Below are 15,924 nucleotides of genomic sequence, written 5' to 3'. Positions count from 1 at the left end.
GCATCGTCAGTTGGGCGACGCGATTGATCTTTCAGTCGCAACGCCAGCTCAGCCGGTGACGATACTGACTACCTTGCCCTGACGTCGAGTAGGCGCCGGGCGGCGCAGCAGCCTGAGCATTTCCCCGGCCTGGGTCAGCTGCTGGCGCAACTCGAGCTCATAGCGAGCCAGCTGACGGCTGCGCTGGCTGTTTTGCTGGTTGCTCTGCGCCAGGCTTTTGAGGCGCAGCATATGGGTTTCGAGCTGCTGTTTGTGCTCCAGCGAATGCTGCATGAGCGGCATCAGGGCTTCGACGGCCCAGTGTTCTGCTTCCTGGCGCAGGCGCTGGTGCAGGGCGATCACTTCCTGCACCAGGGTGGCGAAGAAGCGACGGGTGAGGGTGCGCTGCTCGGTCAGTAATGTCTTGAGCTGCAGGCGAAACTGATCGGCCTTGTCCCGCAGACCCTTGAGCTCCTGCTGGTAGGGAGCCAACTGGAAAAGTGGCGCGTCGACGCCATGTAAGGGATTTTCTTCATTGTGGCGACTGTAGAGCGCTGTCACCATCTTGTTGGCCAGGTTCGCTTCCTGTTCCAGCATTCCCAGGTCCTGCTCCACCGAGCGGAAGAAGTGCAGGATGCTGAGGTTGATGCCCAGGGTGGTCAGGCTCCCGCGCAGGCTGCGGTGCAGACGGGTCAGGTGCTCTTCCAGGCGCTCGGGGCGCACGGTGTCACGCAGTAGCTCGCCCTGGCGCTGTAGCAGGCGTTGATTGGTTTTCAGCTGCAGCAGGCGCTTATGGTGCTGGTTGTGGTCGTGGCGGGTGCGGGCGGTCAGCTCCAGCAGCATCTGGCCGCTGTCCTGACGATGACTGTCGAGCAGCTCGCTTTGTTCGCGCACCTTGCTCAGGCGCAGGTCGAGAATATGCTGGCTGTTTTGCAGCAGCGCCAGGACCTGGCGCACCACTTGCTGCTCCAGCAGCTGCTCCTTTCTGGCCAGCACCCGTTCGCAAAGCAGTTGCTCCAGTGACTCCAGTCGGCTGCGCCGCAGCAGTGCGCTGTCGTCGTGGATCCTGGCACGCAGGGCCTGTTTTGCGGATAACGGCAGGACATCCTCGGGGGCGATCCCCAACTGCTGTGCCGTGCTGGTGCGAATCTGCTCGATGGCGTCTTCTACGAAGGCTTCGCCGCTGACGTCGTCCCACAGCACGTCGATCTTGTTGAGGACGGCGAACAGGCGCTGCTGGCCGTCGTCGAGCTGGCGTATGTGCTGCTGCCAGATGTCCATGTCGCTGGCGGTAACGCCGGTATCTGCAGACAACAGAAACACCACCGCCTGGGCGCTGGGCAGCATCGACAGCGTCAGCTCGGGCTCGCTGCCTAGGGCGTTGAGGCCGGGTGTGTCGAGAATGCGCAAACCCTGCCGTAGCAGCGGATGATCGAAGTTGACCATGGCGTGGCGCCACGCCGGCACCAGCACTTCGCCCGGGATATCGGAGCTTTCCAGAGCGTCCGGATCAAAGCCGAGTTGAATGGCCTGCTCGCCCGGCATCGATTTGACGGCCGCTACCTGGCTGAAGGCTTCGATCATGCTATTGGGATCGTCCAGGTTCAGCGGCAGGTTCAGCCAATGGCGCGGTGTGCGCTTGAGCTGGGCGATGCTGACGTCTTCCAGGCGTGACTCGATGGGCAGCAGGCGAATGAAGGAGCGTTCCGTGCGCGGATCGTAAAACAGTTCGGTCGGGCACATGGTTGTGCGCCCGGCACGCGAAGGCAGGATGCGCTGCCCGTAATGCGAGAAAAACAGGCTGTTGATCAGCTCCGTCTTGCCGCGGGAAAACTCGCCGACGAAGGCCAGGGTGATGTGATCGGTGCGCAACTGCTTGATGGCGCGCTCCAGACTCGCATCCACGGCGCTGGAGTTGAGGCGATTGTGGATCAGCCAGCTGCGATAGCGGGTGATCTCGCGAATCAGATCGCGTTTCCAGTTGACGTAGGCATCTACCTGCCGGTCGAGTCGTTCCATGATCTGCGCTTCCTGAAGGCGATGGGGCGATTATGCCCCTCGTCCCCTTTGGGTCAATCAAGCGCCTGTGACCTGTCACCCAAAGCCGGCAAGAGCCGGATTGATCAGATCAGCCCGTGCAGGACCCGCGGCATGCCCGACATGACGACCAGGTTGCCGATCACCAGCATCTCCAGCAGCTTTATCGCCAGAAAAGCGAAGATCGGCGAGAGATCCAGCCCGCCCAGATTGGGTAGCAGGCGGCGAAAGGGCGCCAATGCCGGCTCGGTAATCTGGTTGATCAGCTGTGCCCCTGGATTGTGACTGCCCGGAGCGACCCAGGACAGGATCACGCTGATGATCAGGGCATAGAAAAAAATGTTCAGGAACAGGCCAGTGATGCCGATGATGGCCCAGACCAGTAGTTGCAGCAGGTTGCCGATGCCGCCGTAGGTCAGCATCAGGATTGCTGCCATCAGCAGTACCTGAACGATAAGTGCCAGCACCAGTGAGGACAGATCCAGGTTGCCGATGCTGGGGATCACCCGGCGCAGCGGCCGCAACAGCGGGTGGGTCGCCTTGACGATGAACTGGCTCAGCGGGTTGTAGAAGTCGGCGCGCACCAGCTGCAGGATGAAACGCAGCAGCACGATCAGCAGGTACAGACTACCGAGGGTCTGGATGATCAGTATCAGGGCTTGCGAGAGTTGTGACATGAAGGCTCCTTAGTTGCCCAGTTGTACGGCGAGTTCGGCTGAGCGTTGTGCGGCCGCATCCAGTGCCTGTTGTACCAGTGCCTCGAAGCCGCCTGCCTGGAAGGCTTTGATTGCCGCTTCGGTGGTTCCGTTCGGTGAGGTGACGCGGCGGCGCAGTTCGGCAGCCTCGACATCGCTTTCGCAAGCCATGCGCGCGGCGCCGAGGGCAGTCTGCAAGGTCAGCTGTGCAGCTGTTTCACGCGGCAGGCCAAGCTTTTCGCCGGCGGCCGTCATGGCTTCGATCAGCAGGAAAAAATACGCGGGGCCACTGCCGGAAACTGCCGTGACGGCGTCGATCAGGGCTTCGTCGGTCAGCCACAAGGCCAGGCCGACCGCTGACAGCAGCTGCTCGGCCTGCTGCTTTTGCATGGCGCTGACCTGGGCATTGGCGTAAAGGCCACTGACGCCCTGGCGCAGCAGCGACGGCGTATTCGGCATGCAGCGCACGATGGCGCGAGGCTGCGGGCCGAGCCAGTTCTGCAGGCTCTCACAGCTAATGCCGGCAGCAATCGAGACGATCAGTTGCTGCGCCTGCAGGTGGCCGGCAAGGTCGCGGCAAACCGCCTGCATCACCTGCGGCTTGACTGCCAGCACCACCACCTCAGCCTGGGCCAGCGCATCGGCGTTGTTGGCAAAGGTCTGGATGCCATGTTCGGTGCTGATTCTGTGGCGTTGTTCGTCGCCTGGATCGCTGGCGCAGATGGCGTCAGCAGCGACGCCCTGGGCGCGCAGCCCACCGATCAGGCTGGCGGCCATGTTGCCGCCGCCAATGAAGGCGATGCGGGGTGCGTTCATCGATTGTTCCTCTGGTCATTTGCAGGCGGCGTGTCGCTCTGCGCGGGATAGGTGCGGGCGCCGAACAGGGCGGTGCCGATACGAACCCAGGTGGCGCCTTCGGCGATGGCGGCTTCAAGGTCCTGGCTCATGCCCATGGACAGGCAGTCCAGCTGCGCACCAATCTGCTCCTGCAGCTGACGCACGCGGGCGAAAGCGGCGTGCTGCTCCACGGGGTCATCGGTGGGTTCGGGTATGGCCATCAGGCCGCGCAGGCGCAATCTTGGCAGTGCGGCAATGGCGCGGGCCAGTTCGGCAGCGTCCTCGGGAGCGCAGCCGGATTTGCTCGGCTCATGGCTGACATTGACCTGCAGGCAGACATTCAGGGGCGGTAACTCTGCGGGCCGCTGGTTCGACAGGCGCTGGGCGATCTTCAGGCGGTCAATCGAATGCACCCAGTCGAAATGCTCGGCGATGGGCTTGGTCTTGTTCGACTGTATGGGGCCGATGAAATGCCAGACAAGCGGAAGATCGGCAAGCTCGGCCTGTTTTTCCAGGGCTTCCTGCAGATAGTTTTCGCCAAAATCCAGCAGACCGGCTTCATGGGCTTCGCGAATTGCTGCTGCCGGTTGCGTCTTGCTCACGGCCATGAGCCCGATCGTGTCTGGATCGCGTCCCACAGCTTGCGCCGCCTCACGGATACGCGCTGCGACCTTTGCAATATTGTTCGCTATCGTGGACATTTACCTGCGCCGCGGCCTAGGGGTCTGCGCGGCATTCTACCTGCTTGCTTGTAATTGGGGAGTCCCATGGATATCACAGAACTGCTGGCCTTCAGCGCCAAGCAGGGTGCATCGGATTTGCACCTTTCTTCCGGTCTGCCGCCGATGATTCGCGTTGATGGCGATGTACGCCGCATCAATCTGCCGGCCATGGACCACAAGCAGGTGCATGCGCTGATCTACGACATCATGAATGACAAGCAGCGCAAGGATTTCGAAGAATTCCTCGAGACCGACTTCTCCTTTGAAGTGCCGGGTGTGGCGCGCTTCCGGGTTAACGCCTTCAACCAGAACCGCGGTTGCGGTGCGGTGTTCCGGACCATTCCGTCCAAGGTGCTGACCATGGAAGACCTCGGCATGGGTGAGGTCTTCCGCAGGATCACCGACGTGCCGCGCGGCCTGGTACTGGTTACCGGCCCCACCGGCTCGGGTAAGTCCACGACCCTTGCGGCCATGCTCGACTACCTGAACAACACCAAGTACCAACACATCCTCACCATCGAGGACCCGATCGAATTCGTTCACGAATCGAAGAAGTGTCTGGTCAACCAGCGCGAAGTGCACCGCGATACCCTGGGCTTCTCCGAAGCCTTGCGTTCAGCTCTGCGTGAAGACCCGGACATCATCCTGGTCGGTGAGATGCGTGACCTGGAAACCATCCGCCTGGCACTGACCGCCGCGGAAACCGGGCACCTGGTGTTCGGCACGTTGCACACTACCTCGGCCGCCAAGACCATCGACCGGGTGGTGGATGTCTTCCCGGCCGAGGAAAAGTCCATGGTCCGCTCCATGCTTTCCGAATCGCTGCAGGCGGTAATTTCTCAGACTCTGATGAAGAAGATTGGCGGCGGTCGAGTGGCAGCGCACGAGATCATGATCGGCACACCGGCGATTCGTAACCTGATTCGCGAGGACAAGGTGGCGCAGATGTATTCGGCGATCCAGACCGGCGGCTCGCTGGGGATGCAGACCCTCGATTCCTGTCTCAAGAATCTGCTTGCCAAGGGCGTCATTTCCCGTGAAAGCGCCAAGGAGAAAGCCAAGCAACCAGAGAACTTCTGAGAACCCGTACCAGGCTTGCTGCGCTGAAACGGCTCAGAATGTTCGACTTGTAACGTCTCTTCTTTTTGTCTTGCGCGCCTTTGGGCCGTGAGGTCTTGAACAGGCTTCGATACCTGACCGGGCACCGCCCGATTCGGTTTTGCCACGACTGCGAGTACAACGATGGAATTCGAAAAACTGTTGCGCCTGATGGTGGAAAAAGGCGGCTCCGACCTGTTCATTACCGCTGGCGTGCCGCCGTCGATCAAGGTCAACGGCAAGATCCTGCCGGTGAGCAAGACGCCCATGTCGCCGGAAATGACCCGTGAAACCGTGCACGGGATCATGAACGAGCAGCAGCGGCGCGAGTTCACCGAGAACCATGAGTGCAACTTCGCCCTTAGCGCGCGTGGTATCGGCCGCTTCCGCGTCAGCGCGTTCTACCAGCGCAACCTGGCCGGCATGGTGCTGCGGCGCATCGAAACCAATATCCCCACCATCGATGAGCTCAAGCTCCCGGGCATCCTGAAAGATCTGGCCATGACCAAGCGTGGTCTGGTGCTTTTTGTCGGCGCCACCGGCACCGGCAAGTCCACCTCGCTGGCGGCGATGGTCGGTTACCGCAACAGGAACTCCAGCGGCCACATCATCTCCATCGAAGACCCCATCGAGTTCATCCATCAGCATCAGAATTGCATCGTTACCCAGCGCGAAGTCGGCATCGACACCGACTCGTTCGAGGTGGCGCTGAAGAACACTCTGCGGCAGGCGCCGGATGTGATCCTGATTGGCGAGATCCGTGCCCGGGAAACCATGGACTACGCCGTGGCCTTCGCCGAGACCGGGCACCTCTGCCTGGCCACGCTGCACGCCAACAACGCCAACCAGGCGCTGGACCGGATCATCAACTTCTTCCCGGCCGACCGCCAGAATCAGGTGTGGATGGATCTGTCGCTGAACCTGAAAGCCATCGTCGCCCAGCAGCTGATTCCTACCCCTGATGGCAAGGGCCGTCGGGCGGTGATCGAAGTGCTGATCAACACGCCGCTGGCCGCCGACCTGATCCGCAAGGGCGAGGTGCATGAGCTCAAGAGTCTGATGAAGCGTTCTACCGACCTGGGTATGCAGACGTTCGACCAGGCGCTGTACAACCTCTACGTTCAGGGTGAAATCACTTACGAGGACGCCCTGCTGCATGCCGACTCATCCAACGACCTGCGCCTGATGATCAAGCTGGGCTCGGAAACCGACAGTGAGCATCTGAGCAGCGTGTCCCAAGGGCTGTCCCTGGAAGTCAGCGACGACGATCCGGGGCGGACCTTCCGCTGACAAATAGTCAGTCAGAGTCTCGGCGCGCGCCGACCTGGCCTGCTATGCGCTTGCCTGGCTGACTGGCTACCCGCTCGGCCTGGCCATCACGCTGGGCTCCGGCGCGGGCGCGGCTCATCAGCTGGGGGATCAGAGGGCCCTCGGGCAGGTTCTTCCAGAAACGTACCGGCAGATTGCTCTGCATCACCTCGCGGTTGAGTCGGGCGGGATTGAAGGTGCTTTCGTAATAGGCCTTCCAAAGTTCGGCGCCGGGGTCTTGCGCACCTTGCGCCAGTTGCTTCCAGGCCTGGGGGCAGGGCTTGGCGTAGTGCATGGTCTTTCCATCCCAGAGCACTGCGTCCTCCGGAGTCGCAATCAGCCAGGAATGTCGACCCATGCGTTCGGCGAAATGCGGTGCGGCGCTGAGCAGAATGTCGTGGGCCGGCTCAAACCAGGCCGCGTAGTCTGGAGCACTGTCCACTCCTGATGGACTGAAGCGCAAAAAGGCATGCATATGGTGGGCTTCGCGACGCACCGCCTTGAGGCGGGCATGTAGTTCGCTGCCGTCGATATCGCCGGCCAGTCTCGCCGCTCCGTCGCCCTGTACGACCCGCCAGAGAACCCGATAGAGCAAGCTCCAGCGATCGGCGCTGCGAAAGCATGCGGCGCTCTGCAGCTCATCGAGTAACTGCCGGGGGATACGAATATTTGGCAATGGCGAACCCGGTGCGGGCGCTTCGTCCTGATCGAACAGGCCGCCCACGGCGTTGCCGGCCAGCCACTCCAGCCTATGTGGCGCAACACCCTCGCCAAGCAGGGCGCGGGCCGCCTTGCGCCAACCCTCGAAGCTGCCATCGAAACGGACCTGGCGCATCACCACAACGCCATCTGCTGTGGGCCTTCGCTCAGTTGTCGATGCAGGGTCGCCGACTCTCGATAAGCCAGGCTCGGTCTGTAGTCCTGAGTGATGACGAAAGGCTTGGCCTTTTCCAGCGAGCAGCGCAGACGCGTGAGGTCCTCGAAGCGGATGCGCTTTTGCCGGCGCAGCGCGACCAGTCGTTTGGCGCTGAGTATCCCGATGCCTGGAATGCGCGCAATAAGCGAAGGCTCGGCACGGTTCAGGTCCACCGGGAAATGTTCGCGGTTGGCCAGGGCCCAGGCGAGTTTGGGGTCGATGTCCAGCGGCAGATTGCCCGGCCCGCTGAGCAGCTCACCGGCGCTGAAACCATAGCCTCGCATAAGAAAATCGGCCTGATAAAGACGGTGCTCTCGTAACAGGGGCGGCGCTTGGAACGGGACGCTGGCTGGGCTGTTGGGAATGGGGCTGAAGGCTGAATAGTAGACGCGGCGCAGGCGGTAATCCTGATACAGCGACTGGGCGCTGTGGAGGATGGTGCTGTCGTCCGTGGCATCCGCGCCGACGATCATCTGGGTGCTCTGGCCGGCCGGTGCAAAACGTGGCGCACGCTTTTCCGCGCGGGCTTCGGTCTCGCCTTGATGAATGGAATGCATCGCCTGCTTGATGGAGACGACCTGCTTCTCCGGCGCCAGGCGGATCAGGCTGCTTTCGGTGGGCAGCTCGATATTGACGCTGAGCCGGTCGGCGTAACGCCCGGCCTCGGCGATCAGCTCCGGCGAGGCATCGGGAATGGTCTTGAGATGAATGTAGCCGCGGAACTCATGCTCTTCGCGTAGCAGTTTGGCTACGCGGTTGAGTTGCTCCATGGTGTAGTCCGCCGAACGAATGATGCCGGAGCTGAGAAACAGCCCGCTGATGCAATTACGACGGTAGAAATCCAGCGTCAGCGTCACTACCTCTTCAGGGGTAAAGCGGGCGCGAGGCACATCGCTGGAGCGGCGGTTGACGCAGTACTGGCAGTCGTACAGGCAGAAGTTGGTCAGCAGGATCTTCAGCAGCGCTACGCAGCGGCCATCTGGCGTGAAACTGTGGCAGATGCCCATGCCATCGGTGGCGCCAAGCCCACTGCGACCTTTGGAACTGCGTTTCGGCGCACCGCTGCTGGCGCATGAGACGTCGTACTTGGCGGCGTCGGCGAGGACGCTGAGTTTGTCGATCAGTTGCATGGCGGAGACATCATAATACTGTTTGTTCATACAGTATCATGGAGCCGCTCGCATGCGATGTCCGTTCGGCGGCAACGCGCATGGCTTGGCGATCGGATAAGATCGGCGCACCACCCGGACGGGTACTCAGATAGTGAGGTTTCCATGCAACAAGACACGCACAGCAAGGTGATCGGTTATCTGCTGTGGATATTCGGCTTTCTTGGTTCGCACCGCTTCTACTATGGCAAGCCGGTGACCGGAACGATCTGGTTTTTTACCCTAGGCCTGTTCTTTATCGGCTGGATCATCGACCTGTTTCTGATCCCATCGATGGATCGCGAGGCCGATCTGCGCTTCAACGCCGGGCCCATCGACTACAACATCGCCTGGATACTGCTGACCTTCCTCGGCGTGTTCGGTGTGCACCGGATGTACCAGGGCAAGTGGATCACCGGAATCATCTACCTGTGCAGCGGCGGGTTGTTCTTTATCGGAGTGCTTTACGATTTCTGGACGCTAAATACCCAGGTGTCGATCAGAAACGCCGAGAAGACCCGCTAAGGCGCGTTCTCTACGTGGGAGCCCAGCCTCGGGGGAAGCTTTTGCTGGCAGGTTTTCACCTGCATCCGCTGGGGGCTCGGCTGTCTCGATTGCCTTGTTGGTGGGGCTGGGTCGCAATGCCAGCCCCACCGATGTTTACCCTTCGGCGCGATAACTGACCCGACCATCGACGATGGTATAGCGCACCGCGCCTGGCAGGCAGTGGCCGATAAAGGGGCAGTTGCGACCCTTCGAGTACCAGGTTTCGCCAGCCAGGGTCGAGCTGTTCGGGTCGAACAGGACGATATCTGCTGACGCGCCTACGCTCAGGTCGCCCACCGGCAGGCGTAGTGCGGCAGCCGGGCCGCTGCTCAGGCGCGCCAGCAGCGTCGGCAGGTCCAGCAGACCGTCCTGCACCAGCGTCAGAGCCAGCGGCAGCAGAATTTCCGCACTGCTGATGCCTGGCTCCGTTTCGCCGAAAGGAGCCTCTTTGGCATCGACTTCGTGGGGCTGGTGGTGACTGGCGATGGAGGAGATCACACCGCTTTTCACCGCCTGGCGCAGGCCCTCTCGATCGGCTGCGCTACGCAGTGGCGGCTGTACGTGATACAGGCTGGAGAACCCGTGCAGGGCTTCGTCGGTGAGGATCAGCTGGTACATCGCCACGTCCGCAGTCACCGGCAGGCCGCGCGCTTGCGCTTCGGCGATCATTTGCGCCGCTCGCGCGGTGGTCAGCTGGGTGAAGTGCGCCCGCACCCCGGCCTGTTCCACCAGCAGCAGGTTGCGCGCCAGGGCGATGGTTTCTGCTGTCTCCGGAATGCCCGCCAGGCCGAGGAAGGTCGCGCTGGGGCCTTCATGGGCCAAGCCGCCTTCGGCAAGGTCGGCGTCCTGACAGTGAATCACTACGGTGAGGTCGAAGGTGGCTGCGTATTCCAGGGCGCGGCTGAGGTTGCGATTGCTGGGGATGTTGGCCAAGCCGTTACCGAACGCCACGCAACCTGCATCACGCAGGGCGACCAGTTCCGAAAGCTGTTCGCCGGCCAGCTCGCGCGTGAGTGCGCCAATGGGGAAAACCTTGGCATGACCGGACTCGCGTGCCCGGTCGAGAATCATCTCCGCGATGGCGGCGGTGTCCAGCACTGGTCGGGTCAGCGGCGGGCAGCACAGGCTGGTAATGCCGCCAGCAGTAGCGGCCAGGGTCTCGCTGGCAATGGTGCCCTTGCGACTGTAACCCGGCTCGCGCAAGGCAACCGACAGATCGACCAGGCCGGGAGCAGCGACCAGCCCCTCGGCGTTGATGCTTTGCGCTGCGCCGAAATCGGCGGGTGGTTGGCCGGTGGCGACGATCCGGCCGTCACGGCAATAGATGTTGGTGACTTCGTCGCGACCGCTGGCGGGATCGATCAGGCGGGCACCGAGGATTTCGATTGGCATCAGTTCTGCTCCTCGGCAGCGAATTCATTTTCGAGTTGGCGCTGGGCGTTCTGGCCGCTCATGGTCATCGCGAGCACTGCCATGCGGATGGCAATGCCGTAGGTGACCTGATTGAGAATGACCGACTGGTCCGAGTCGGCCACCGCCGACTCGATCTCCACACCACGGTTGATCGGCCCCGGGTGCATCACGATGGCGTCCGGCTTGGCCAGTGCCATACGTTGCGTGGTCAGGCCGTAGAGCCGGTAGAACTCGCCCTCGCTTGGCAGGCGTCCCCCCTGCATGCGCTCGCGCTGCAGGCGCAGCATGATCACCACGTCGACATCGCGCAGCCCTTCGCTCATGTCGTTGTAGACACTCACGCCGTACTGTTCGAGGCCCACCGGCAGCAGGGTCTTGGGGCCGATCACGCGGATGTCGGGACAGCCCAGGGTCTTCAGCGCGAGCATATTCGAGCGTGCCACGCGCGAGTGCAGGATGTCGCCGACGATGGCTACCGAAAGCTTTTCGAAATCGCCCTTGTGCCGGCGAATGGTGAGCATGTCGAGCATGCCCTGAGTGGGATGGGCGTGGCGGCCGTCACCGCCATTGATCACCGCGACATCGGGGCAGACGTGTTCGGCGATGAAGTGTGCCGCGCCGGAATCGGCATGGCGCACGACGAACATGTCAGCCGCCATGGCTTCCAGGTTGCGCAGGGTGTCGGTGAGGGTTTCGCCCTTGCTGGTCGAGGACGTCGAGACATTGAGCGTGATGACGTCCGCCGACAGGCGCTTGGCTGCCAGCTCGAAGGTGGTGCGGGTGCGTGTGGAGTTCTCGAAGAACACGTTGCAGACGGTCTTGCCGCGCAGCAGCGGGACCTTCTTCACGGCTCTGGCGCCCACTTCGAGGAAGGAATCGGCGGTGTCGAGAATTTCCGTGAGCAGCTCCCGCGGCAGCCCATCCAGCGACAGGAAATGGCGTAACTGTCCGTTGTCGTTCAGCTGTAGCGGGCGCTTGGCGTCGGTTGGCGTCATCGAAAGTGTCTCAGTTGGCGGGAGCGAGGGTCTTGTATTCGAGAGCAAGTGGCGTCGGGCCGAGCAACTTCACACGCTGCTCGGGCGCCAATGACAGAGTAGCGCCGACCACGTCCGGCCTGATCGGCAGTTCGCGCGCGTTGAGGTCGAGCAGGCAGACCAGGCTGACGCTGGCCGGCCGGCCGTAGTCGAACAGCTCGTTCAGCGCCGCGCGGATAGTGCGGCCACTCATCAGTACGTCATCGACGACCACCAGGTGCTGCCCTTCGATCTCGAAAGGCAGCTCGGAAGGTCGAACCAGCGGGTGCAGGCCGTTCTGGGTAAAGTCATCCCGGTAGAAGGAAACGTCGAGAATGCCCAGTGCCTCGTCCTTGCCGCGCAATGCCAGCAGGGCCTGGGCTACCCAGATGCCGCCGGTGCGGATGCCGATGAAGCGGGGTTGCTCAATGCCGTGACTCCTCAGGTGCAGATCAAGCGCGGCAGCCATTTCGGGGAGCAGCTGTTCGGGGTTGGGCAGGGTCATGAGTTCTCCTTGATGGCCGTTTCAGGCCTTGGGCTGGGCAGTCAGCCAGCCTTCCAGTAAAAGTGCGGCGGCGAGTGCATCCACCGGGCGAGCGCGAAAGCCGTCGCTCTGGCCCGAGCGCAGTCGTTCGCCCTTGGCCTCATAGGTGGTCAGGCGCTCGTCATGGGTATGCACCGGCAGATTAAAGCGGCCGTTGAGGCGCCGGGCGAACTTCTCGGCGCGTGCGCTCATTTCGCTGGGGGTGCCGTCCATGTTCAGCGGCAGGCCTACCACCAGCGCATCGGGTTGCCACTCGCTTAGCAATGCCTCGATCTGGCTCCAGTCGGGTACGCCATCGCGGGCCTTGAGCACGCACAACTCACGAGCCTGGCCGGTAATCATCTGCCCAACAGCGACGCCAATCTGCTTGGTGCCGTAGTCGAAGCCAAGCAGCAGCCGTGGTGTGCTCATGCGTGGCCAACCTGGCTGCTGAGGCGGCTCAAGTCGACGCCCAATGATGCGGCGGCGGCATCCAGGCGCTGGTCGTGGGGAAGGTCGAAGAGAATCTCCGGCTGCGCCGGGCAGCTCAGCCAGACGTTATCCACCAGCTCCGCGTCCAGCTGGCCGGGCTCCCAGCCGGCGTAGCCGAGGGCAATGAGGTGGCGCTGCGGGTCCAGACCATCGGCGATGGCGAACAGCACGTCCTGGGATGTGGTCATGCCCAGCGAGCCCAGTGCGAGCGTTGCTTGAAAGCGGGCTTCGGCTGGGTGCAGGACAAAGCCGCGATCAACCTGCACCGGGCCGCCGGAAAAGATCGGTAGCGATTGGCTGAGTGTGGTTGGCGGCTCATCGGGGCGGAGTTGTTCGAGAATGTCGGCCAGATTCAGTCCGTTCGGGCGGTTGACAACCAGTCCCATGGCGCCGTCCTGATTGTGCTCGACCAGATAGATCAACGTCTGGGCAAAGCGAGGGTCGACCATGTGGGGCATGGCGATCAGGAAGTGGTGCTTGAGATAAGTGGAGGTATTCATGCCGCTAGTTTCGGGCTTCGGCGTGGCGGCTTCAAGCTTCAAAAACAGTCGCGGACCGCAGGCGCATGCCAGTTTACTGGCTAGACAGTCGATCGCCCCGTTCGAAGCGCCAGGTCCGGATGATTTCCACCTGATCGAAAGTCTTTGCGAGCTCGCCGGTAAAGGGGGCGAAAGGCGCCGAGAGCCGTACGATTCGCATGGCGGCTTCATCCAATACGGGGTGCCCCGAGGATTCAAGAACCCGCAATTCCTGCACGCTGCCGTTGCGGTCGACCACCACCAGCATTCGCAGGCTGCCATGGATGCGTTGGCGGCGGGCCTCTTCAGGGTAGTTGAGGTTGCCGATCCGCTCGACCTTCTTGCGCCATTCGTCGCGATACCAGGCGCTGATGTCGCGCATGGTGGCTGCGGTGTTCTGGCGGCTGACGCGTGGGCGCTTGGCGTATTGCTGAATGTCCTGCGAAAGCTGTGCTTCGAGGCTGGCAATCTCGGCGCTCAGCTGCGAGCTGTCGAAGGTCGGGGCTGGTGGACTCTGGGGTTCCGGCTTGTTCTTCTGCGGTGTGTCCGGGGTTTTTTCCGGTTGCGGGGCGCGCGTAGCTACGGTGGTCTTTGGTGTTTCGCTCTGGTTGCTGGGCGGCGGTGCGGCAGCAGGTGAAACCTTGCGCACCTCGGTATCCTGAAAAGGTGCCTGTTCGCTGGTTTTCGGCGCGGCCTTGTGCTCCAGAGTGCCGCTGCCCTGCTGGTTGTCCTGAGCGAGAAAGTCGGCTTCCTTGGGCTTATCTTCGCTTTTGAAGGTGGAAAGGGTGATTTCCAGCGTCTGGCTGATCGAGCTGGGCTCGGCCAGTGTAAAGCCAAGGCCCAGGATCAGCGCGGCATGCAGCACGGCAGCGAGAAACAGGGTAAAGCCGAGGCGGTCCGCAGGGCGGACACCGGAGCTAACGGGAACAGGTTGGCGTGTAGCAGCGTTCATCGCATTTCAGTCGATTCGAAGTGCGCGCAGTCTGCCGACTTTGCGCCTGGAGCCGCAAGCTTCAAGCGCAAAGCTGTTACGTCGGTCATAAAAGCTGCGTGCAGTCTCGACGGCCTCCTGCCTCAGCGTTGCAGCTTTTGCGCGATGGCATCCATCAGGCGCTCGCCAATTCGGGTGTCGAAGGCGTTGTCGATTTCGCGGATGCAGGTTGGGCTGGTGATATTGATTTCGGTGAGGTAGTCGCCGATTACATCCAGGCCTACAAAGAGCAGGCCGCGCTTGCGTAGCTCCGGGCCGACGATGGCGGCGATTTCGCGGTCGCGATCCGACAGCGGCTGGGCCACGCCGCGCCCCCCTGCGGCAAGATTGCCACGGGTTTCGCCAGCGGCGGGGATGCGCGCCAGGCAATAGGGAACCGGTTCTCCGTCGATCATCAGGATGCGCTTGTCGCCGTCCTTGATCTCGGGGATATAGCGCTGCGCCATGATCTGGCGGGCGCCATGCTCGGTCAGCGTCTCCAGGATCACCGAGAGATTGGGGTCGCCCTCACGGTGGCGGAAGATCGAAGCGCCGCCCATCTCGTCCAGCGGTTTGAGGATGACGTCACGCTGGTCGCGGGCGAACTCCCGGAGAATGTCTGCGCGACGGCTGACCAGGGTCGGCGGTGTGCACTGTGGAAACTGCGTGGCGAAGAATTTCTCGTTGCAATCGCGCAGGCTCTGCGGCCGGTTGACCACCAGTGCGCCGTCACGCTCGGCCATTTCCAGCAGGTAGGTGCTGTAAACGAACTCACCATTGAAAGGCGGGTCCTTGCGCATCAGGATCACGTCGAGCTCGCCCAGCGGAGCGTCGGTTTCCTCACCGGTTTCATACCAGTGCTCCGGGTCGTTGAATACCTGCAGGGCGCGCATTCGTGCCCGAGCTTGGCCGCCGTACTGATAGAGGTCGCGCTGCTCCATGTAATAAAGCGTCCAGTTACGGGCCTGGGCAGCCAGCAGCATGGCAAGGGAGCTGTCTTTCTTGAACGCGATCTGCGCAATCGGATCCATGATGATCCCGACGCGAACAGTCATGTGAGGTTCTCCGGTAATAAAGTTGTACGAAGCTGCAGAGCTGGAAATGTCGACGCAGATTGGCGCTGGTTGTGCGCTGGGTCAAGGAAAATCCAGCTCCTTTGCCGGCTGATAGCATGGCTTGTAGGAGTGTGCTAAAAAGGTCCGGCGATTGGATATGGCCCATCGCTAGCGGGGCCTGCGGCGCACTGACACAACGATAAACTACGACTCACCGAGGCATGGTAGGGCGAAATGGAAGAGCACTCTGAGGGCTTGAAAGTCATGGTGATCGACGATTCGAAAACGATTCGCCGTACCGCCGAAACGCTGCTGAAGAAAGTGGGTTGTGACGTGATTACGGCGGTGGATGGCTTTGATGCGCTCGCCAAGATTGCGGATACCCATCCGCGCATTATCTTCGTCGACATCATGATGCCCAGGCTTGATGGTTATCAGACCTGCGCGCTGATCAAGAACAACAGTTCCTTCAAGGCCACTCCGGTAATCATGCTGTCTTCCAAGGATGGCTTGTTCGACAAGGCCAAGGGGCGAATCGTTGGGTCGGATCAGTACCTCACAAAGCCTTTCAGCAAAGAAGAATTGCTGGGCGCGATCAAGGCCCATGTGCCTGACTTTGAACCAATAGAACAAGTATCCTGAAGTTCGGCCCTG

The 15,924-nt window shown here is 61.8% G+C and carries 17 protein-coding genes; 4 read left to right on the top strand and 13 right to left on the bottom strand.

The window, feature by feature from the left end:
- Positions 1 to 48 precede the first annotated feature (48 nt).
- The 4 genes from BN1079_RS10135 to BN1079_RS10120 form a co-directional block, all read right to left on the bottom strand.
- Positions 49 to 1,998 carry a dynamin-like GTPase family protein gene (locus tag BN1079_RS10135; protein WP_037024112.1) on the bottom strand — a complete coding sequence of 650 codons (1,950 nt, stop codon included), beginning with the start codon at positions 1,996 to 1,998 and terminating at the stop codon, positions 49 to 51.
- A 104-nt stretch (positions 1,999 to 2,102) separates the two neighbouring features.
- Positions 2,103 to 2,693 carry a YggT family protein gene (locus BN1079_RS10130; protein ID WP_037024111.1) on the bottom strand — a complete coding sequence of 197 codons (591 nt, stop codon included), beginning with the start codon at positions 2,691 to 2,693 and terminating at the stop codon, positions 2,103 to 2,105.
- Positions 2,694 to 2,702: 9 nt separating this feature from the next.
- Positions 2,703 to 3,527 (bottom strand): pyrroline-5-carboxylate reductase, encoded by an 825-nt coding sequence (proC, locus tag BN1079_RS10125; protein ID WP_037024110.1) that lies wholly within the window; start codon positions 3,525 to 3,527, stop codon positions 2,703 to 2,705.
- Positions 3,524 to 4,249 (bottom strand): YggS family pyridoxal phosphate-dependent enzyme, encoded by a 726-nt coding sequence (locus BN1079_RS10120; RefSeq protein ID WP_037024108.1) that lies wholly within the window; start codon positions 4,247 to 4,249, stop codon positions 3,524 to 3,526. Before BN1079_RS10120 ends, proC begins: the two co-directional genes overlap by 4 nt.
- Positions 4,250 to 4,315: 66 nt before the next feature.
- Between BN1079_RS10120 and pilT the strand changes: the two genes are divergently transcribed.
- The gene (gene pilT, locus BN1079_RS10115; RefSeq protein WP_037024107.1) at positions 4,316 to 5,350 is read left to right on the top strand and encodes a type IV pilus twitching motility protein PilT; all 1,035 of its coding nucleotides are present in this window, start codon (positions 4,316 to 4,318) and stop codon (positions 5,348 to 5,350) included.
- A 162-nt stretch (positions 5,351 to 5,512) separates the two neighbouring features.
- Positions 5,513 to 6,658, top strand: a complete 1,146-nt coding sequence (locus BN1079_RS10110; protein WP_037024105.1) for a PilT/PilU family type 4a pilus ATPase — start codon at positions 5,513 to 5,515, stop codon at positions 6,656 to 6,658.
- Between the two features lie 7 nt (positions 6,659 to 6,665).
- On the opposite strand, the gene BN1079_RS10105 is transcribed toward BN1079_RS10110, so the two are convergent.
- Positions 6,666 to 7,511, bottom strand: coding sequence for a TIGR03915 family putative DNA repair protein (locus tag BN1079_RS10105; protein ID WP_037024099.1), 846 nt, complete (start codon positions 7,509 to 7,511; stop codon positions 6,666 to 6,668).
- A complete protein-coding gene (locus BN1079_RS10100; protein ID WP_037026766.1) occupies positions 7,511 to 8,722 on the bottom strand; it encodes a putative DNA modification/repair radical SAM protein in 1,212 nt (403 codons plus the stop codon). Before BN1079_RS10100 ends, BN1079_RS10105 begins: the two co-directional genes overlap by 1 nt.
- A gap of 144 nt (positions 8,723 to 8,866) precedes the next feature.
- Here BN1079_RS10100 and BN1079_RS10095 point away from each other — a divergent pair, with 144 nt between their 5' ends.
- On the top strand, positions 8,867 to 9,265 hold the full coding sequence (locus BN1079_RS10095; RefSeq protein WP_037024098.1) for an NINE protein: 399 nt from the start codon (positions 8,867 to 8,869) through the stop codon (positions 9,263 to 9,265).
- A gap of 135 nt (positions 9,266 to 9,400) precedes the next feature.
- Here BN1079_RS10095 and BN1079_RS10090 read toward each other — a convergent pair whose 3' ends face one another.
- The 7 genes from BN1079_RS10090 to gshB all read right to left on the bottom strand — a co-directional run bounded on the left by BN1079_RS10090 (position 9,401) and on the right by gshB (position 15,270).
- Positions 9,401 to 10,678 (bottom strand): dihydroorotase, encoded by a 1,278-nt coding sequence (locus tag BN1079_RS10090; RefSeq protein ID WP_037024097.1) that lies wholly within the window; start codon positions 10,676 to 10,678, stop codon positions 9,401 to 9,403.
- Positions 10,678 to 11,694 (bottom strand): aspartate carbamoyltransferase catalytic subunit, encoded by a 1,017-nt coding sequence (locus BN1079_RS10085; RefSeq protein ID WP_037024096.1) that lies wholly within the window; start codon positions 11,692 to 11,694, stop codon positions 10,678 to 10,680. Before BN1079_RS10085 ends, BN1079_RS10090 begins: the two co-directional genes overlap by 1 nt.
- A gap of 10 nt (positions 11,695 to 11,704) precedes the next feature.
- Entirely contained in the window at positions 11,705 to 12,217 is a 513-nt protein-coding gene (pyrR, locus tag BN1079_RS10080) for a bifunctional pyr operon transcriptional regulator/uracil phosphoribosyltransferase PyrR (RefSeq protein ID WP_037024095.1), read from the bottom strand.
- A 21-nt stretch (positions 12,218 to 12,238) separates the two neighbouring features.
- Positions 12,239 to 12,667 (bottom strand): Holliday junction resolvase RuvX, encoded by a 429-nt coding sequence (ruvX, locus tag BN1079_RS10075; protein WP_037024093.1) that lies wholly within the window; start codon positions 12,665 to 12,667, stop codon positions 12,239 to 12,241.
- Entirely contained in the window at positions 12,664 to 13,227 is a 564-nt protein-coding gene (locus tag BN1079_RS10070) for a YqgE/AlgH family protein (RefSeq protein ID WP_037024092.1), read from the bottom strand. Before BN1079_RS10070 ends, ruvX begins: the two co-directional genes overlap by 4 nt.
- A 73-nt stretch (positions 13,228 to 13,300) precedes the next feature.
- On the bottom strand, positions 13,301 to 14,197 hold the full coding sequence (locus BN1079_RS10065; RefSeq protein WP_037024091.1) for an energy transducer TonB: 897 nt from the start codon (positions 14,195 to 14,197) through the stop codon (positions 13,301 to 13,303).
- A gap of 122 nt (positions 14,198 to 14,319) precedes the next feature.
- Entirely contained in the window at positions 14,320 to 15,270 is a 951-nt protein-coding gene (gene gshB, locus BN1079_RS10060; RefSeq protein ID WP_037024090.1) for a glutathione synthase, read from the bottom strand.
- Positions 15,271 to 15,504: 234 nt separating this feature from the next.
- On the opposite strand from gshB, the gene pilG reads away from it, so the two are divergent.
- Complete coding sequence (gene pilG / locus BN1079_RS10055) at positions 15,505 to 15,912, top strand: twitching motility response regulator PilG (protein WP_037024089.1); 408 nt, start codon at positions 15,505 to 15,507, stop codon at positions 15,910 to 15,912.
- Positions 15,913 to 15,924 lie beyond the last annotated feature (12 nt).

Origin of the sequence: Pseudomonas saudiphocaensis, assembly GCF_000756775.1 — a bacterium.
Lineage (GTDB): Bacteria > Pseudomonadota > Gammaproteobacteria > Pseudomonadales > Pseudomonadaceae > Stutzerimonas > Stutzerimonas saudiphocaensis.
Note: the sequence above shows the minus strand (reverse complement) of the source record. Positions and strands in the feature narration are given on the sequence as shown.